The sequence below is a fragment of the Pseudarthrobacter sp. NPDC058329 genome (assembly GCF_042879835.1).
Taxonomy (GTDB): domain Bacteria; phylum Actinomycetota; class Actinomycetes; order Actinomycetales; family Micrococcaceae; genus Arthrobacter.
In genome coordinates this window covers 120,225-137,599 of sequence record NZ_JBHVZR010000012.1, presented here as the reverse complement: position 1 = coordinate 137,599, position 17,375 = coordinate 120,225, and the positions used below count along the sequence as shown (strand labels likewise).

General features: G+C 65.5%; 18 protein-coding genes. 15 read left to right on the top strand and 3 right to left on the bottom strand.

What is annotated here, in order from left to right:
- Window positions 1-26: 26 nt before the first annotated feature.
- The 4 genes from ACFVYC_RS15735 (at window position 27) to ACFVYC_RS15720 (ending at window position 4,705) form a co-directional block, all read left to right on the top strand.
- The gene (locus ACFVYC_RS15735) at window positions 27-1,163 is read left to right on the top strand and encodes an LLM class flavin-dependent oxidoreductase (RefSeq protein ID WP_387551901.1); all 1,137 of its coding nucleotides are present in this window, start codon (window positions 27-29) and stop codon (window positions 1,161-1,163) included.
- Window positions 1,160-3,634, top strand: a complete 2,475-nt coding sequence (locus ACFVYC_RS15730) for a beta-glucosidase (RefSeq protein ID WP_387551898.1) — start codon at window positions 1,160-1,162, stop codon at window positions 3,632-3,634. Before ACFVYC_RS15735 ends, ACFVYC_RS15730 begins: the two co-directional genes overlap by 4 nt.
- Window positions 3,631-4,284 carry a TetR/AcrR family transcriptional regulator gene (locus ACFVYC_RS15725; RefSeq protein ID WP_387551895.1) on the top strand — a complete coding sequence of 218 codons (654 nt, stop codon included), beginning with the start codon at window positions 3,631-3,633 and terminating at the stop codon, window positions 4,282-4,284. Before ACFVYC_RS15730 ends, ACFVYC_RS15725 begins: the two co-directional genes overlap by 4 nt.
- Before the next feature lie 118 nt (window positions 4,285-4,402).
- On the top strand, window positions 4,403-4,705 hold the full coding sequence (locus ACFVYC_RS15720) for a hypothetical protein (protein ID WP_387551893.1): 303 nt from the start codon (window positions 4,403-4,405) through the stop codon (window positions 4,703-4,705).
- A gap of 105 nt (window positions 4,706-4,810) precedes the next feature.
- Here ACFVYC_RS15720 and ACFVYC_RS15715 read toward each other — a convergent pair whose 3' ends face one another.
- A complete protein-coding gene (locus tag ACFVYC_RS15715; RefSeq protein ID WP_387551890.1) occupies window positions 4,811-5,083 on the bottom strand; it encodes a hypothetical protein in 273 nt (90 codons plus the stop codon).
- 259 nt (window positions 5,084-5,342) lie between these two features.
- On the opposite strand from ACFVYC_RS15715, the gene ACFVYC_RS15710 reads away from it, so the two are divergent.
- From ACFVYC_RS15710 to ACFVYC_RS15690, 5 genes are all read left to right on the top strand, one after another.
- Window positions 5,343-6,362 carry a VOC family protein gene (locus tag ACFVYC_RS15710; protein WP_387551887.1) on the top strand — a complete coding sequence of 340 codons (1,020 nt, stop codon included), beginning with the start codon at window positions 5,343-5,345 and terminating at the stop codon, window positions 6,360-6,362.
- A 6-nt stretch (window positions 6,363-6,368) separates the two neighbouring features.
- A complete protein-coding gene (locus ACFVYC_RS15705; RefSeq protein WP_387551885.1) occupies window positions 6,369-7,331 on the top strand; it encodes a fumarylacetoacetate hydrolase family protein in 963 nt (320 codons plus the stop codon).
- Window positions 7,328-8,365: a cyclase family protein gene (locus tag ACFVYC_RS15700; RefSeq protein WP_387551882.1), complete on the top strand. Its 1,038-nt coding sequence runs from the start codon at window positions 7,328-7,330 to the stop codon at window positions 8,363-8,365. The genes ACFVYC_RS15705 and ACFVYC_RS15700 overlap by 4 nt, the downstream gene beginning before the upstream one ends.
- 83 nt (window positions 8,366-8,448) lie before the next feature.
- Complete coding sequence (locus tag ACFVYC_RS15695; RefSeq protein WP_387551879.1) at window positions 8,449-9,522, top strand: amidohydrolase family protein; 1,074 nt, start codon at window positions 8,449-8,451, stop codon at window positions 9,520-9,522.
- Between the two features lie 11 nt (window positions 9,523-9,533).
- Window positions 9,534-10,532: a fumarylacetoacetate hydrolase family protein gene (locus tag ACFVYC_RS15690; protein ID WP_387551876.1), complete on the top strand. Its 999-nt coding sequence runs from the start codon at window positions 9,534-9,536 to the stop codon at window positions 10,530-10,532.
- On the opposite strand, the gene ACFVYC_RS15685 is transcribed toward ACFVYC_RS15690, so the two are convergent.
- Complete coding sequence (locus tag ACFVYC_RS15685) at window positions 10,529-11,467, bottom strand: carbohydrate kinase (protein WP_387551873.1); 939 nt, start codon at window positions 11,465-11,467, stop codon at window positions 10,529-10,531. The genes ACFVYC_RS15690 and ACFVYC_RS15685 overlap by 4 nt on opposite strands.
- 2 nt (window positions 11,468-11,469) lie before the next feature.
- A complete protein-coding gene (locus ACFVYC_RS15680; RefSeq protein WP_387551871.1) occupies window positions 11,470-12,357 on the bottom strand; it encodes a DMT family transporter in 888 nt (295 codons plus the stop codon).
- Window positions 12,358-12,425: 68 nt separating this feature from the next.
- On the opposite strand from ACFVYC_RS15680, the gene ACFVYC_RS15675 reads away from it, so the two are divergent.
- The 6 genes from ACFVYC_RS15675 (at window position 12,426) to ACFVYC_RS15650 (ending at window position 17,343) form a co-directional block, all read left to right on the top strand.
- The gene (locus ACFVYC_RS15675) at window positions 12,426-13,292 is read left to right on the top strand and encodes a LysR family transcriptional regulator (protein ID WP_387551868.1); all 867 of its coding nucleotides are present in this window, start codon (window positions 12,426-12,428) and stop codon (window positions 13,290-13,292) included.
- A 125-nt stretch (window positions 13,293-13,417) separates the two neighbouring features.
- Complete coding sequence (locus tag ACFVYC_RS15670; RefSeq protein WP_387551866.1) at window positions 13,418-14,317, top strand: NAD(P)-binding domain-containing protein; 900 nt, start codon at window positions 13,418-13,420, stop codon at window positions 14,315-14,317.
- Entirely contained in the window at window positions 14,314-15,687 is a 1,374-nt protein-coding gene (locus tag ACFVYC_RS15665; protein ID WP_387551863.1) for an MFS transporter, read from the top strand. The genes ACFVYC_RS15670 and ACFVYC_RS15665 overlap by 4 nt, the downstream gene beginning before the upstream one ends.
- Entirely contained in the window at window positions 15,684-16,313 is a 630-nt protein-coding gene (locus ACFVYC_RS15660) for a 4-carboxy-4-hydroxy-2-oxoadipate aldolase/oxaloacetate decarboxylase (protein ID WP_387551862.1), read from the top strand. Before ACFVYC_RS15665 ends, ACFVYC_RS15660 begins: the two co-directional genes overlap by 4 nt.
- 68 nt (window positions 16,314-16,381) lie before the next feature.
- Window positions 16,382-17,020 (top strand): GntR family transcriptional regulator, encoded by a 639-nt coding sequence (locus tag ACFVYC_RS15655; RefSeq protein ID WP_387551859.1) that lies wholly within the window; start codon window positions 16,382-16,384, stop codon window positions 17,018-17,020.
- A 62-nt stretch (window positions 17,021-17,082) separates the two neighbouring features.
- Window positions 17,083-17,343, top strand: coding sequence for a hypothetical protein (locus ACFVYC_RS15650; protein WP_387551857.1), 261 nt, complete (start codon window positions 17,083-17,085; stop codon window positions 17,341-17,343).
- The last annotated feature ends 32 nt before the right edge of the window (window positions 17,344-17,375 follow it).

The window sequence follows — 17,375 nt, the reverse complement described above, 5'->3', positions numbered from 1 at the left end:
TCAACAAACCATATCCAGGAGTTTCCATGCACTTCTCTCTGTTCCTCACCTCCCGTTCCGGCAGCCCGGAGGAAGACCGCCCGGTCATGAAGGCCATGGTGGAGCACGCCGTCGATGCCGAGCAGAAAGGCTTCGACGCCGTATTCCTGCCCGACCACCACTTCACGGGCTACGCTCCCCCGGCAAGCGATCCCTTTGTGTTTGCCGCCTACCTGGCCGGCAAGCTGGAACGGATGCACTTCGGCTTCTCGGTGCAGACGCTCGCCCTGCACCACCCCGTCCGCTTTGCAGAGCGCCTTGCCCTGCTGGATCAGCTGACGGACGGCAAATTGCTGGTGGGCGTTGGCAGCGGCACGACTCCGGAAGAGATGATCGGCTTTGGAGTGAACTTCCAGGACAGCTCGCGCCTTGCCAACGAGAACCTCGAGATCGCCGAAAAACTGTGGGCCAAGAAGCCCGGGGATGAACCCGTCTCCTTCGACAACGGCCACTATCGCGGCGCCGTGGTGTCCCGGATTGTTCCGGCGCCATACACAAAGCCGGAGCCACGCGTTATGTCGGTCGCCTCGCGGCCCTCAAGCGTGGAACGCGCCGCGAAGAAGGCCCAGCCGGCCTTCATCCTGGCTTTCACGCCGCCGGTCATCGACAGCGGCAACGCCTATGAGGAAGTCAAGAAGAACTTCACCACCTACCGCAACGCCCTGGAAGCGGCCGGCCATCCGGAAGAAGCGGTCAAGGCCGCCCTGGAGTGGACTACGCACTCCTACCAGCACGTGCACATCGCAGAGACCGACGAGCTGGCAGCAGCCGAAATGGACATCATCCTGGAGCAGTACCAGGAATCCGTGGAGCGTGAACACGCAGCCAACAAGGCCGCCGAAGCCATCAGTGGCGTCAACCTCCGTCCGGCTCCCGATGCCCGCACCGAGGGCTATAAGGGGACGTGGTGCCTCTACGGCAGCCCGGAGACCGTGGCAGCGGAGCTCCAGAAGTACGCCGACCTAGGGATCGGCAATGTCCTCCTCGGGCTTATGGGCGGGCCGCTCACTGAAGAACGCCGCCGTTTCACCGAACAGTCCATGCGCCTCTTCTCTGAGCGGGTACTGCCCCTGATCCGCTCTTCCGAAGCTGCGAACGAGGCGGAGAAGGTCGCAGCCCTGTGACCGCAGGCTCGGCAGCCGGCACTGAGGTGGGCGACGCCGTAAATGTCGGTCCTGACTTGACGGGCGCTGAACTCACAGGTGGCCTCAACGGCTGGAGCACCACCGCAAGCAGCGAGGCGGGCGTGGAGGAGATGGTGCTGCTGGACGGTCCTTTGGGCCTCGTCAGTAAAGCCATGGATGAACGGGACACTTCACTCGTTATGCCTTCCGGGACTGCGCTTGCTGCCACCTGGAATCCGGGGCTGGTCGCCGAAGTCGGCCAGCTGATCGGCCAGCAGGGCCGTGAGCGCGGCGTATCAGTCATCCTCGGTCCGAACCTGAACCTGCCGCGCTCTCCGCTTTCGGGCCGGGCTTTCGAAATGTTTTCCGAGGATCCTTTCCTCACCGGAGTGCTTGGTGCTTCATGGGTGGAGGGCGTTCAGTCCCAGGGCGTGGGGGCTTGCGCAAAGCATGTGGTGGCCAACGACACGGAGACTGAACGGCGCCGGATGAACTCCCGGGTTGAGCCGGGAACGCTGCGCGAAACATACCTGCGGCCCTTCGAAACGGCGGTACGCACGGCAAGCCCGTGGATGCTCCTGATGGCGTACAACCGGGTCAACGGGACCCACTGCGCACAGAATGGGGAGCTCATCGGCATCCTCAAGAAGGACTGGAAGTACGACGGCGTTGTGGTGTCCGACTGGTTCGGCGTGGACGACACTGCCGGAGCAGCCAATGCCGGACTGGACCTGGAGATGCCCGGCCCGGCCAGGTATCTTGGCGCACGCTTCGCTGATGCCGTCACCGCCGGTGAGGTTCCCGAACCGCGGCTGCATGACGCCGTCGAACGCCTCACCCGGCTTGCCGACAGGGCCGGGCGGCGGACCGGCGGCACCGTCCCCGCTCCTGCCCTCCTCCGCGCTCCGGAGGAGCAGCGCGACACACTCGTCCGCGCGGCAGTTGCCTCATTCGTGCTGCTGGAAAACAAGGACAAGGTGCTGCCTCTGGACCCGGCCCGGATCAAGACTTTGGCTGTCGTTGGCCCGAACGCAGCAAAGCCGTGCTTCCAGGGCGGCACTTTTGCCACCGTCCGGCCGGAGGGTGAGCTGGTCACGCCGCTGGACGCCATCCGTGACGCCTTCGGGCCGGATGTCGAGGTTCTGTACGAGCCGGGAGCCGCACCGTCGTCAGCCCTGTCACTGACGGAAGTTGGCAGCACCGCGCCGGACGGCACACCGGGGGTACTTATGGAAGTCCTCTCCCCCGCAACCGATGACTCCCCTGTCGAGGTCCTGTACAGCGAAATTCGGCAGGCGTCGGCGTTTGTGTGGTTCGGGCCGGTACCCGGCGTCGGTGCCAACGCACCGGGGCGTGCGCGCATCACGGCACGCCTGCGGCTTGATACACCCGCACGATGGACACTCGGGGCCGGCGGCACGGGCGTCAGCTCGCTTACCGTTGACGGGCGGCATGTCCTGGAGGTTCCGCCGCCGGCTCCGGACGACGTGATGGGCGTTGTGGCACGGGCCGAAACGCAGCAAACCACCCTTGACCTGCCCGCGGGTGAGGTTGAGGTGGTGGTCGAGATGGCCTTCCAGCCCGGCAGGGTCCAGGCCATTACGGCCGTTGCAGCTCCCGAGCAGACCTCGGATCCCCTCACTGACGCCCTGGCCATCGCGGCCCGCGCGGATGCCGTCATTGTTGTGGTGGGCGACGAGCAGGGATCCTCCCGCGAAAGCGCCGACCGGACGACGGCGGCCCTCGACCCCGCCTGCGACCGACTGGTTGGTGCCGTGGCGGCTGTCAATGCCGAAACCGTGGTGGTGGTCAACGCTTCCCGTGCCGTGCTCTTGCCGTGGGCGGACAGGGTGAAGGCTGTGCTGATGGCCTGGTTCCCGGGCCAGGAATTCGGGCGCGCCCTCGCATCCGTCCTGACCGGCGACAGCTCACCGTCCGGACGGCTTCCGGTGTCCTTTCCCGCACGGAACGAGGACATTCCCGGGTGGGGACACACCCTAGACCCGGAGCTCACCTTGGACTACGCGGCCAGCGAGCCCATGGGGTACCGGCACCACCAGGAGACGGACCGGGCACCTCGTTACCCGTTCGGCTACGGGCTGGGGTACACGGAGTTTGTGCTGGTGGACGCTGCTACGGCTTCGGGCGCGGTGAAGAATCTCAACCCCGCAGACGGCGTCGAAGGTGTTGCCGTGCAGGCGACAGTGCGAAATTCGGGCGACACGCGCGGGCACGACACTGTCCAGGTCTACGGTAGGGCGCCAGGTGAGACCGGTTTTCGGCTCATGGGTTTCGCAGCCGTAGACGTGGCAGCCGGCGAGACCGTGAAGGCCCGGATTTCTGTGGACCCGCTCGGCTTCCGGCGTTGGTCCGAAGCGGCGTCGGCCTGGGTGGTCCCCTCCGGCGACTGGGAGCTGCGCGTGTCACGGAACGCGGCGGATAGCGGCATCCTCTGTAGGATCTCGTTGTGACGCTTCCGGACACCAAGTCCCGTGAGCCGAAGCAGGCCAGGAGCCGCCAGTCGTTTGAAAAAACGATTGAGGCGGCCCTGGCCCTGCTCCAGGAGCGGGGAAACGACGAATTCACGCTGGCTGATGTCAGTGCCCGTTCCGGTGTGTCCATCGGTTCCATCTACGCACGGTTCCAGGGCAAGGATGAGCTCCTTCGTGTCGCCCACGGTCGGAAGATGGATGACATCGACGCCGTGTCGACCCATCTTTTTGAACCCCTCCCCACGCGGCCTGATGCTGCTTTGGAGTCCGTGGCACGCGAAGCCGTGGACCTGATCATCGACGTCCTCCGCAGGTACGCGGACATCCTCCGCCCCTTCATGCTCCGCGCCACGCAGGACGAAACCATTGCGCAGCGTGGCGCCGCATCCCATGCTGCCCTCGCCGGACACTTCGCCGGTGTACTGGGCAAATGGCCGGGCGGCTTCCTGGGTCAGGCTGAGATCGACTGGTGCTTCAACGTCGTGTACAGCGTGGTTGCCCGCAGGCTGGGCCTCGGCAGCACCATGGAGGGCAGCGGCACCTTGGATTGGCCGGAAATTGCCGAGAAGCTCGCCGGCATGGTCGCCTCCTATCTCGTGGCCGGCCCGCGGGACACGACGGACGCCTGAGCGTTCCGGCATATCTTTTTGCAATACCGGCTATCCAAAAGGTCGTCTTCCGGGACCTTCCCGCCCCTCGGCATAGTGGACATCAGTAAAGAATTCCCTGTTGATTGGAAGGAGATCCGTGTACGTTCGCGTCAGCCCCGGATCCGTAGCCTTGGATGAGCCCGATGATTGCAACAGCTTCAAAGTCGTACTGTCCGAAGGGGCGAGGGAGGCCCTGCCTGGCCTGCTGGAGTCGGCGACGGCCGGCAAGCTGGATGATCCTGACGTGCTGGTCTCAGTGGACTGGATCAAGAGCCAATGCGCCGGACGGATCGGCATGGGCTGGAACTACCGCTTTGCCAATATGCTCGTCTATGCCGCCGGCAAAGGCTGGCTGAGTGACGACGGCAGCCACGTCCGGGCCCACGTCGAAACAATCTAGTTTCTCCTAAGCATGAATACGGCCTCGGTGCTATTTGCACCGAGGCCGTATTCGTGACCTGACTCCAGCCGCATCCGCGGGGCTAACGGTGCGGGAAGGCCCGGGCTAGGGGTATGACTGCCGGATAAACCCATAGGGGACGCCTGGATGCGCACGCACAATGTAGCGGTCCGTTCCGACACGGGAGATCAGGATCCCGGTGCCATGCGCAGCGGCAGCCTTGGAGACGACGTCGACGGCGTTCTCAAGGGCATAACACAGCCCCGATGCTTCCGTCACCGTCACTTCAAGCATGCCAGGGTACCGGCGCTCGCCGTGTGAGTCATCGGAGGTCTGCGGAGACTGCGCCGGAATAGAGGTGTTGGTTCGCGGATGCACAGGATCAAACTAGCCAGCAGACAATGACGGGCGGAAATAGGAATCTTCGATTCTCGGCATGCTCATTTGCTATGGCTTCCGCCCCTTTGGGCGCGGCGCCATGAACGGCGCTGACGGGCCAGGATGCGCCACTTCCACTATTTGTGAGGTGGATGGTTGTCATAGCGAAACTGCGCTTCCCCCGATAGTTGCGCTCGTTCAAAGTGGATACAGGACCTGCCGCAAACCGATAGCAGCCAGTACTCAGAAGGAATTCATCGTGGAAACTCCCCTCTCCCATCTTGCCCACCTCGAGATCACTACCCCGGACGTCGAAGCCTCGGCACGGTTCTACGAGGAAAAGTTCGGCATGCGCATCATTGACCGCGTGGACGGCAACGTCTACCTGCGCTGCTGGGGTGACTACTACCGCTACAGCCTGGTCATCACCGAAGGCCCGGAAGCGTCACTGGGCCGGATGGCGTGGCGGACCAACTCCCAGGCAGCCCTTGAAGCCGCAGCCCAGCGCGTCGAGGCAACCGGCGTGCAGGGCGCATGGACCGCAGGTGGCCACGGCTACGGCAAGGCCTACGAATTCACCGGCCCCTACGGCCACCGCATGCGCCTCTTCTACGACGTGGAGAAGTTCGTCGCGGAACCCGGTTTCGAATCCACCTACCCGGACCGCCCGGAACGCCGCAGCAGCCACGCCGCCGCCCCCCGCTTCCTCGACCACGTCACCGTGGCCACGCAGGACGTCCGCGGCTTCGCCAAGTGGTACAACGAGGCCCTGGGCTTCCGGGTCATGGCCTTCGTGGACCTGGACGAAGCCCCCATCACCGTTTTCTCCGTCCTCACCACGAACGAGAAGTCCCACGACCTGGGCGTGGTCCTGGACACCTCCAGCCGCGCCGGCCGTGTCAACCACATCGCGTTCTGGGTGGATGCCACCGAGGACCTGCTCCGCACCGCTGACGTCATGATGGAAAACGGCACCCCGATGGAATACGGCCCCTCCATCCATGGCGTCGGCGAGCAGAACTTCCTCTACTTCCGCGACCCCTCTGGCCTGCGCGTCGAACTGAACTCCGGCGGCTACCGCAACTACGTCCCGGACTGGCAGGCCAACACCTGGAAGCCGTCCCTGGGCTCGAACAACTTCTACAAGAACGGCGCCATGCCGCACTCCATGACCGAATCCTTCCCCCCGGCCGAAGGCTTCACCGCGACCGAAGAAGGCGCCTCCCCCGCCATGAAGGAAGCCCTCCTGAACCCCTACGCCAAGCAGGGCCGGGGCTAAGACACCATGGCTGAAGCAACGTACTCCCTCATTCGGTTCCAGGAGACCGGTGACAGCAAGGCCCGCGCAGGACTGCTCGTCGGCGGCCGGGTCCTGCCATTGGACGGGGACATCAACTCCCTGATCGAGCACTGGGCAACCACCGAACCCCAACTGGACAGCCTCGCCGCCTCAGCCGGCGAGGACACGGGCCTGGCGCTGGCCGCCGTCGAGGTCCTTGCCCCGGTGGAGCCCGCGCAGGTGCTGCAGACCGGCGCCAACTACCGCAAACACGTCATCGACCTCGCCGCAGCCCACCGCGAACCGGGCCAGGACGAGGACGAGGTGCGCGCCAAAACGGCAGCGATGATGGACAAGCGGGCGGGCCAGGGCACGCCGTACTTCTTCATCGGGCTCCCGACGGCGATCGCCTCCGCCACGGACGACCTCACCTTGCCAGCCTACTCAAAGTCCCATGACTGGGAGCTGGAACTGGCCGCTGTCATTGGCAGGACGGCGTTCCGGGTCACCCCCGAGGAAGCCCTGGACTACGTGTTCGGCTACACCATGGTCAACGACATCACCACCCGCGAATACGTCTTCCGCAAGGACATGCCAGCCATCGGCTCGGACTGGTACCGCGCCAAAAACGCCCCCGGCTTCCTGCCCACCGGCCCGCTGCTGGTCCCCGCCAAGTTCTTCGGGGATCCCCAGGACGTGCAGGTGACGTTGAAGCTCAACGGCAAGGCCATGCAGGACGAGTCCACCTCGGACATGATCTTCGGGGTGGCCAAGCTGGTCAGCGAAGCCTCCCAGAACATGCCGCTGCGCCCGGGTGACCTGGTCCTCACCGGCAGCCCGGCCGGCAACGGCCAGCACTGGGGCCGGCTGCTCCAGGACGGCGACGTCATGGAAGGCACCATCACCGGACTGGGCACCCAGCTCATCCACTGCAAGGACGAGACCATTACTGAAAGCAGCAAGCAGTGACCAGTCAGGACACAGCTGTAAACACCGGCACCGGGGAAACAACCGATTCCCCGGTGATCCGGCGTGAAGACCCGCTCGGCAGCATCCGCGCCATGGCCGCGGCCCACAACAACTGGGGCCGCTGGGGCAAGGACGACGTCCTGGGAACCCTGAACTTCATCGACGCCGGCAAACGGATCGAAGCTGCAGCCCTGGTCACAACTGGTGAGGCGTTCTCGCTGTCCCAGCCCTTCGACACCAACGGCCCGCAGAAGGGCTGGCGCCGCCGCACCAACCCCGTCCACACCATGACGGACACCGGCGTGGACGCCGAACGCGGCAACCAGGGCTTCCCGCACGGCTTCGGCGGTGCTGACGACGTGATCGCCATGCCCTTGCAGTGCTCCACCCAATGGGACGGCCTGGGCCACATCTTCGACCACGGCAAAGCCTGGAACGGCAGGGCCGCCGGCGACGTGGTCACCTCCGAGGGCGACCTGGTCACCGGCATCGAAACCGCCGCCGCCAAGATCGTCACCCGCGGCGTCCTGCTCGACGTCGGGCGCGCGCTCGGACCCGGACTGGGACGGAACGACGGCGAACTGCCGGACGGGTTCGCCATCACCCCCGAACACCTCCAACGGACCATCGAACTCCAAGGTCCCAGCTCGGCGGTGCGCCGCGGTGACATCGTGGTGATCCGCACCGGACAATACACCCGCGTGCGCCGCGACGGCTGGGGCGACTACGCCGGCGGCTCTGCCCCCGGCCTGTCCTTCAGCACCGCCCCCTGGCTGCACCGGAGCGAAATCGCCGGGATCGCCACCGATACCTGGGGTTTCGAAGTCCGGCCCAACGAGTTCGACGCCGCCTTCCAGCCCCTCCACCAGATCGCCATCCCCAACCTCGGGCTGTTCCTGGGCGAAATGTGGGACCCGGACGGGCTCGCGGAAGCGTGCGCCGCAGACGGGAAGTACGACTTCATGCTCACCGCAGCCCCGCTGCCCATCACCGGCGCCGTCGGATCACCGGTCAATCCGATCGCCGTCCGGTAAAGCCGGGACAACATCAACAAAATAAGTAGCAGTATCGCCGTCAATACGAAGGAGTCAGCGATGGCAGCAGTTAGGGAACACGCATGAGCAACGATTCTGTTCAGGCGCAGACCGTGGATGTGCACGCCCACGTCCTGCTTCCGGCACTGCAGCAGTTGGTGGCCGAGGCGGATCCGGAGGGCTTCGGCGCGCAGCAGGCCCTGGAAGTGCGGCGCAACGGGCCGGTGTCCATGGCCGCGTCGGGCCGGATGATCAAGGAGCGGTGGCCGCAGCTGACGGACCTGGACCGTCGGCTCGCGGACATGGACGCCCAGGGCGTGGATGTGCAGCTGGTCTCGCCGTCACCGTCGCATTTCTACTACTTCGCCAGCGAGGAGCTGGGCCTGAAACTGGCGAAGGCCGCCAACCAGGCGGTGCGGGATTTCGTGGACCGCGCGCCGGACCGGCTCAACGGACTGGGCCTGGTCCCACTCCAGCACCCCGGTCTGATGGTGGAGGCCCTGGAGCACGCCGTACTGGACTGCGGGCTCCTGGGTGTGGAGATCGGCTCCTTCGCCGCCACCCCAGAGGACCCGGAACGCAGCACCGTGGAACTCTCAGACCCGCGGCTGGAACCGTTCTGGGCCCGAGCCGAGGAACTGGGCGCCGTGGTGTTCCTGCACCCGTTCGGCTGCTCGCTGGATGAAAGGCTGGACCGCTTCTACCTCGCCAACACCGTCTCCCAGCCCGCCGAAAACGCGGTGGCGCTGTCCCACCTGATCTTCAGCGGAGTCCTGGACCGGCACCCCGGCCTGAAAGTCCTGGCTGCGCACGGCGGCGGCTACCTGCCCACGAAACTGGGCCGGTCCGACCACGCCTGGAAGGTCCGGCCCGAGGCACACGGCTGCGCCGAGCCGCCGTCGTCCTACCTGAAGAAGCTGTACTTCGACTCGCTGGTCCACAGTGCTGCCGAACTCCGGGCGCTCGTGGCAGCTGCGGGTCCGGAGCAGGTGCTGCTCGGCTCGGACTACCCGTTCGACATGGGAGCCGACCTTCCGGTGGACGAGGTTCAGGCTGCCGGATTACCGCCCGCAGACGAGGCTCAGATCCTAAGTGGCAATGCACGCACGCTGGGCATCACCGCCGCGGCCACCATGACCGCCCGACCCACCGCCTAAGGAACACGCACATGGTCAAGATCGCACGCTGGAACCACGACGGCGGGACACAGTCCGGCTTCGTTGACGGCGGAAACTGTTACGCCCTTCCCACCGGCCAAACCGTAAAAACCCTGCTCGACGCCGGACTCGCCGAAACGTTGAAGACTGCCCGGCAGGTTGTCGGTTCCGCCCCTCCAGTTCCACTGGCGGAGGTTCAGCTGCTCGCCCCGCTGGTACCCGCCACCATCCGGGACTTCGTGGCGTTCGAGGAGCACGTCGAAGGCGTGCGGAAGAGCATTGACGGCGCGGCCGGCGTAGTACCCGAATGGTACGAAGCACCCACGTTCTACTTCACCAACCCACACACGGTGACGGGCACCGGCGAGGTGATCGGAATCCCGGCGGGCTGCGATGACCTGGACTTTGAAACGGAAGTCGCCGCCGTCGTCGGCGGCGTTCCGGGAAGCGACGGCCGCAACCTCACCGCCACGGAGGCGCGCCGGCACATCTTCGGCTACACAGTGTTCAACGATTGGTCGGCACGGGATCTGCAGCGCCGTGAGATGAAAGTCAGCCTCGGCCCCTGCAAGGGCAAGGACTTCAACAACACGTTGGGGCCATGGATCGTCACCGCGGACGAGTTCGAGGACCTGCACGACGACGAGGGCTTCCTGCCGATCTCCATGGCCGTCGAGATCAATGGAGAACAGGTCGGACAGGACCTGCTATCCAACATGGGCTGGCCCTTCGCTGAACTCGTCGCCTACGCCTCGCAGGACTCGGTGGTTCGGCCCGGCGACGTGCTCGGTTCCGGCACCTGCGGCAGCGGCTGCCTCGCCGAGCTGTGGGGGCGCAACGGCTCCAAGACTCCCCCGCCGCTGAAGACCGGCGACGTGGTCCGGATGATCGTGGAAGGCATCGGGACCATCGAGAACACCATAGGCTCCCGGCGCGAAGCCGTCACCCGGATGCCCGCCCAAACCCGCCCGCGCAACCGGGTTGCCGCCGCGGCTACGACTGGAATTTAAGTAGCTTCAGCCCCGTTCAGCTCGGCGCGCGTGGGCGGGTTGGCCCCCGGCCGGGATACCGTGACTGCCGCTGCCTTGGCCGCGTGCGCCAGAAGTTCGGCCAGGCCCTCGGCGGGAAGTTCGCGGAGGTCCTTGCGGTTCTGCGCGCCGTCCAGGCCGCGGTCCACCAGGCCGGACAGCAATGCGGCCATAAAGGAATCACCCGCGCCCACAGTGTCGGCCACCTCAACACGGGGAGCCTCAACCTGCGTCTCGCCGGCTCGGGTTACTCCCCACGGTCCGTCTGCTCCGCGGGTGACCACCACCATGGCCGGCCCCTCGTTTCCGCCAAGCTGCAGCCACTTCCGCGCTGCATCGAGCACGTCGAGCTCCGGATAAAGCCAGGCCAGGTCCTCGTCGGACGCCTTCACCACGTCGGCGAGGGACGCGAACTTTTCTGCGTGGCGGCGCGCATAGTCCACGTCAGTGATGATGCTGGGCCGGCAGTTGGGGTCGAAACTGATGGTGGCGTGCGGGTGCGCGTATTCGACGGCGGCGAGCACATCGGTCGCCCCCGGCGCCAGCATCGTGGCGATGGAGCCAGTGTGCAGCAGGGTGGTGCCCTGCAGCATAAAGGCCAGCCGGTCGGCGATGCCGGGAAGCTGCCAGGTGAGGTCGAAGGTGTAGGTGGCAGCGCCGTCGTCGTCAATCAGGGCGGTGGCCACGCTGGTGGGCAAGTTATCCGGGCCCAGCGGAATCATCACGGAACTGGACCGCAGGTGGGCGGCAACGGAATCGCCGTACGGGTCCCGGCCGTAGCGGCCGATGAACTGCACGGGGTGGTCAAGGCGGGCAAGGCCCACCGCCACGTTCAGGGGGCTGCCGCCCACGTGCGCTTCGATTCCCGAGGCGCGCTGGACAACGTCGACGAGTCCTTCGCCAATAACAGTGAGCATGGTCATACTTTGCCAGAGGTCCGGCTCACCAGCACGTTACTCAGGACAATGACGCCGATGCCGGCCAATTCCCCGGCGTCAAGGGACTGGCCAAGGATCACCCAGCCCGCCGCGGCGGCCCAGACCGGATTGATGCTCATAAACGTCCCAAAGACGGCGGCGGGCACCCTCCGCAACGTGATGATGTCCGCGGCGTAGGGCACGGCCGAGGCGAAAATTCCACACACCAGCGCCAGGCCGAGGGCTGCCGGGGTGGGCGGGTGCGTGACGAACCAAAGAGCCGCCAGCGGCACCCACAGAGCCGCGGCCAGCACACTCGCAGTGGCCGTGCCGCGCAGTCCGGGAAGCCGCCGCCCCACAGTCCGGTTAAGCAGGATGTAGGCGGCCCACGCTGCGGCTGCGATCAGCCCCAGGCCGATGCCGGGCAGGTCGCTGGCGGGACCCGGGTTGGTGAGCAGGACGACGCCGGCGCCGGCTGCCAGTGCGCACCCGATGTCCACAGCGCGGCGGGAGGCGCAGACAGCTACGGCCAGCGGGCCCAGGAATTCGAGCGTCACCGCGAGCCCCAGTCCTATCCGTTCCACCGCGCTGTACAGGCTGAGGTTCATCACGCTGAACGTGAGGGCAAGGCCGACGATGGGCCACCACTCCCGGCGCGTCAGCCCCCGGAAGGAGGGGCGGCCGACGGCGGACAGCACCACTGCGCTGACCAGCTGGCGGACTGCAACCACACCGAAGGGGCCGATGGCAGGGAATGCCAGGGCACCGGCCGCGGCACCGGCCTGGTTGCTCGCGGCACTGCCGAGCATCAGGGAGACACCCAGAGCCCGGCCCTTCGGTGACCCGGCACCGCCAGTTCCGGTCGCGCTGGCCTGCGTCTTCTCACTCATGACAGGAGACTAGGGCCCAGCCACTCATGCGCGTAATGCATATTGTTGTGCTGCTATACGATTTGGTTATGGAGTGGAAGCTGCATGAACTTCGGGGCTTCGTGGCCGTCATTGACACCGGAACGTTTACGGACGCTGCCCTGGAACTGGGCGTTTCACAGGCCGCGGTATCCCGCGGCATAGCGAGCCTTGAGCGCCGGGCCGGTGGCCGGCTGCTGCGCAGGCTGCCGCGCGGCTGCGAACCCACCTCGCTGGGCCAGCGCTTCCTGCCGCAGGCACGGCGGGTGGTGGCCGAACTGGCCAAACTCGATGACCTGCTCCGCGCCGGCCATACCTCGCTGCGGCTGGGCTACGCCTGGTCCGCCGTCGGGAAGCACACCACTCCCCTGCTGAGGAGCTGGGGCCAAACCCATCCGGACATCGAGCTGGAACTGGTCCGCCACAACTCCGCCACCGGCGGCCTTGCCGAGGGAATGTGCGACGCCGCGGTTGTCCGGACACCGCTGGATCCGCAGCGCTTCGACTCCGTCATCGTCGGGCTGGAACGGCGGGTGGCGGTCTTCGCCTCGGACGACGCCGAGTGGTCCCGCCGCCGCACCCTGCGGATGAAGGAGATCGCGGGCAGGCCCGTGATTGTTGATCCGAGGACCGGAACCACCCGGAGTGACCTCTGGGCCGAGGGCAAAGGCCCTCGCACACTGCAGACCACCGGCTTGGACAACTGGCTCGACACCATCGCGGCAGGCAAGGGCGTGGGCATGACGTCGGAGGCGACGGCGGTGCACCATCCACGGCAGGGCGTGAGCTACCGGCCCGTGAGCGACGGACCACGCATCCCCGTGTGGCTTGCCTGGTGGCACGACGAGCCGCCGTCGGGCATCACCGCGCTGGCCGATGCGCTCACCGGGCTGTACCAGGGCGGGAGTCCTGGATAGCCGGTCTTGGGTAAGTACAAAATAAGTACCAAGCTTCTTCTTTTTGAGCCATACATATCTTTTGTTGCTCATATGGTACTTAAGTTGTATTCTGGATCACAGACACGGAGACGAAGGAGTCTGTCTTGAACATCACAATTATTGGTTCTGGCCAAGTCGGCCTTTGCTGGGCACAGGCGCTCGACTCGAACGCCGCCCACACAATTTCACTCTCGGATCCGCAGCCCCCTGCCGCGGCGACGAGCTGGTCCGAGACCTCCGGGGTAACCATCCTCCCCAAGGTTTCGGAATGGATCGCGGATCAGGATGTTGTCCTGGTCTGCGTGCCTGGTTCAGTCCTTCCATTCGTCACCGATGCGCTGGTCCAGCACCTGCGTGCGGGAGCGACCATCGTTGACATGACCACCGCCGCCGCCAATGCCAAGCGGGAATCGGCCGCCTCGGCCGATGCTGAGGGCGTCGGTTACATCGACATCGCCATCACGGGCGCCGTTGCCCTCAGCGGAGTGCGCACCCCCTTGCTGTACGGCGGAAAACCGAACAGCGCCGTCGAAGATCTCCTGGCCGCTGTAGGCGCACCTGTGCGTGTACTTCCGGACAGCGTCCCCGGGGACGCCGTCACCGTGAAGCTGCTCCGCTCCGTGATCATGAAGGGTCTCGAGGCCTTGGCGGTTGAAGCACTTCCGGCAGCCAGGGCGTACGGCGTGCTGGACCAGCTGTACACCGTGCTTGGCGACGTTGACCGGGCACCCTTCACCGATCTGCTCAAGAGCATGGTCGCAACCCATCCGGCCCACTCAGTACGCCGCCACGCGGAGGTACTCGAAGCAGCGGCACAACTTGAGCGGGCCGGCTACCCGGCAGAGCTGACCGGACACGTTGCCGGCCGGTATTCCGCCACCGCGGAGAATCTTTCCCGCACCGGCGGACCTGCGGACGGCACTTTTGAGGCATCCTTGGAGTGGCTGGACACGCTGGCACTCCCGGCAGTTGTTGCTTCGGCCGCAGAGGAGGTGTCGGCATGAGTGCCGCCGCAGTCCGCCCCCGCGTTGGGGACGCCACCATCCGTAAGATCAAGTTCCGCATCCTGCCGCTGCTCGTGGTGCTCTACATCATCGCGTTCATCGACCGGGCCAACCTCGGCTTCGTCGCCAAGGAGATGAACGCTGACCTGGGCATCACCACAGCCCAGTTCGGCCTGGCCGCGGGTCTCTTCTCCATCGGGTACTTCCTCTTCGAGGTACCCAGCAACATCCTCATGCGCAAGGTTGGCGCCAGAAAATGGATCGCCCGCATCCTCGTTTCGTGGGGCATCATGGCTGTTGTCTGCGGCTTCGTCCAGGACTTCACCCAACTGGCGATCGCCCGGACCCTCCTCGGCGTAGCCGAGGCAGGATTCTTCCCCTGCGTAATCCTGTATCTGTCCTTCTGGTTCCCGGAACGTGAGCGCGCCCGCGTGGTCGCGTTGTTCATGATCGCGCTGCCCCTGGCCACCGTCATCGCGGCTCCCCTGTCCGGGCTCATCCTGGACAATGTCCACTGGCTCGGCATGGAAAGCTGGCGCTGGGTCTTCATCCTCGAAGGCGCACCGGCCCTGATCCTGGCAGCGGTTGTGCTGTTCGTCCTCGTCGACTCCCCCGCGAAGGCCAAATGGCTGACGGCGGAAGAGAAAACCTGGCTGGAAACCACGCTGGAGGCTGAGCAGGCCGCAAAGGTCGAGCGCCACGGCAAGGTTTCGTTCTGGCGCAGCCTCCTGGGCGCACGCGTCCTGGCACTGTCCCTGATCTACTACAGCAAATCCGTGGCCATCTACGTTCTGGCGTTCTTCGTTCCACAGATCATCGCCGCAGCATCCACCCAGCTGAGCAACACCGCCGTCGGCTACATCAATGCGATTCCGTACGGAGTCGCAGCCATCTTCATGGTCTACTGGGCCCGGCACTCCGACAAGACGCGCGAACGCCGCTGGCATGTCGGCATCCCGCTCATCGCCGCTGGTGGAGGCTTGGCGCTGATGCCGTTTGCCGTGAACAACCTCATACTCTCGGTAGTCCTGCTAACGGTCATTATCGTCGCCGTCTATGCGACCTACGGCCCGTTCTGGTCCCTGCCCTCACTGTTCCTCACAGGGCAATCAGCAGCCGTAGGCCTTGCCGCCATCAATTCACTGGCCAACCTTGGCGGTTTTGTAGGGCCTTTCGCCTTCGGCGCCCTCAAGGACGCCACCGGCAACAGCAACTGGGGCCTGGCGATGGTCAGCATTACCTGCCTCATTGCCGCTGCCATGGTCGTAGGCCTCAAATTCGTCCGCCAGGCAGAAGCCACTGCCCGCTTCGCCGAAGAAAAAGCCGACGCCGAAGCCGAACTCGTGATCACAGGAGACCACCGCAAATGAGCACCACCGAAACACTGGACCGCCGCTTCAGCCGTCTGGCCGCACTTGGAGCAGCCACTGTCTACGAAGCCAACGGCCAGCGGGACGCCATCGACCCCGCCATCAAACCCCTCGACCCAACATCACGGATCGCCGGACGGGTCGTCACCGTGGACCTTGAACCGGCCGACAACTGGTTCATTCACGTTGCCCTCCTCGAAGCGGGCGAGGGCGACATCCTGGTGGTTGACGCCAAAGGCTACACGCAGGCAGGACCCTGGGGTGACGTCCTCACGCTCGCCGCCCAGGAACGCGGACTTGCCGGGCTCGTCATCGACGGCGCCGTACGCGACAGCCAGGAGATCATCGCCTCCGGCTTCCCCGTGTTCACCCGCGGAGTCTGCATCCGCAAAACCACCAAAGTGCAGAATGGTCGGGTCAACGTGCCCGTCACCGTCGGGGGCGTCGTGGTACACCCCGGCGACGTCCTTGTGGGCGACGCCGATGGGCTGGTCAGGGTCAGCGCGGCCGACGTCGACGGTGCGCTTGCGTCCTCGGAGCAGCGTGAGCTCAAAGAGGAAGCCATGCGCGCACGGATCCGCGAAGGTGCCACCACACTGGACCTGCTCGGGCTCTCCCACCCCTGACACTAGGCTTGGTAGGTAGCATGTAGCATCGTGGTCGGCTGAGATCATGAACGGTCTCAGGAGGGGTAATGGACAGGCAGCGTCAGAACGTCCTGGCGGATCTGCGCGCCAAGATCACCACCGGCAAGCTCCCTCCCGGAAGCCACCTCACAGAGCGCGCGCTCTGTGAGGAATACGAGCTGAGCCGGACCCCCATCCGGACCGTGTTGCGTGAACTGGCAGACGAAGGCCTCGTGGTGGTTGCACCCCACCGCGGGGTCTTCGTCGCCGAGTGGACCAACGCAGACGCGGCCGAAGTGATGTCCATCAGGGCCCTCCTGGAGTCCCACGCCGCGGGTCTTGCAGCACACTCCCGGTCAGACTCCCAACTGGAGGAACTGAACAGGCTGTGCGACCGGATGGAAGAACTCTCCCGGCGTCAGGCGGACGGCTACCGGGCCGAGATCGCCGAACTCAACCACGAACTCCACCTGCTCATTCTCGAATCCGCAGCTTCACCCAGGCTCTTCAACATCGCCAAGGACCTCGCCCTGGCGCCCCTGATGTCCGGGTCCTTCCAGTATTACTCCCCGGACGAACTGCATCGAAGCCTCCAGGACCACCGGATGATCGTCGACGCCATTACCCACCGCGACGACAACCGTGCCCGCGCCCTGATGGAAGGCCACCTTCGGACCTCCTACGCCGCGCTCACCCGCAGGCGCTGACGGCGGTTGCGCAGGAGTTGGAAACCAGGGCCTTCCCTGCAGCCACTGCCCAAGGAGAACGCATGCCCGCGAAAAACTATGCCAGCTGGAACCGACTCATCGGCGCCGTCGTCGAAATCCGCCGGTACGGACAGATAATCAGAACCGGCACCGTCGAAGCAGCAATGCCCGACTCATCAGCGCTCTGGCTTGCATCCAACGGCAACAACCCGAGGACCATGTACGAGGCCTCCCTCGGATACCAGGCCTGGGTCCAACCTCAAGAACTCGCCGGCACGAGCTGCTACCGCATGACTACCGGCATGCTTTACGCCCAGGGCTAGCGGCGGCGGCCGGAATAGCCGCCGATGTCGTC

Coding starts and splice junctions, on each gene's coding strand:
- ACFVYC_RS15735 (WP_387551901.1), top strand. CDS start 27: ATGCACTTCTCTCTGTTCCTCACCTCCCGTTCCGGCAGCCCGGAGGAA.
- ACFVYC_RS15705 (WP_387551885.1), top strand. CDS start 6,369: ATGGCTGAAGCAACGTACTCCCTCATTCGGTTCCAGGAGACCGGTGAC.
- ACFVYC_RS15695 (WP_387551879.1), top strand. CDS start 8,449: ATGAGCAACGATTCTGTTCAGGCGCAGACCGTGGATGTGCACGCCCAC.
- ACFVYC_RS15690 (WP_387551876.1), top strand. CDS start 9,534: ATGGTCAAGATCGCACGCTGGAACCACGACGGCGGGACACAGTCCGGC.
- ACFVYC_RS15685 (WP_387551873.1), bottom strand. CDS start 11,467: ATGCTCACTGTTATTGGCGAAGGACTCGTCGACGTTGTCCAGCGCGCC.
- ACFVYC_RS15680 (WP_387551871.1), bottom strand. CDS start 12,357: ATGAGTGAGAAGACGCAGGCCAGCGCGACCGGAACTGGCGGTGCCGGG.
- ACFVYC_RS15675 (WP_387551868.1), top strand. CDS start 12,426: ATGGAGTGGAAGCTGCATGAACTTCGGGGCTTCGTGGCCGTCATTGAC.
- ACFVYC_RS15665 (WP_387551863.1), top strand. CDS start 14,314: ATGAGTGCCGCCGCAGTCCGCCCCCGCGTTGGGGACGCCACCATCCGT.
- ACFVYC_RS15660 (WP_387551862.1), top strand. CDS start 15,684: ATGAGCACCACCGAAACACTGGACCGCCGCTTCAGCCGTCTGGCCGCA.
- ACFVYC_RS15655 (WP_387551859.1), top strand. CDS start 16,382: ATGGACAGGCAGCGTCAGAACGTCCTGGCGGATCTGCGCGCCAAGATC.
- ACFVYC_RS15650 (WP_387551857.1), top strand. CDS start 17,083: ATGCCCGCGAAAAACTATGCCAGCTGGAACCGACTCATCGGCGCCGTC.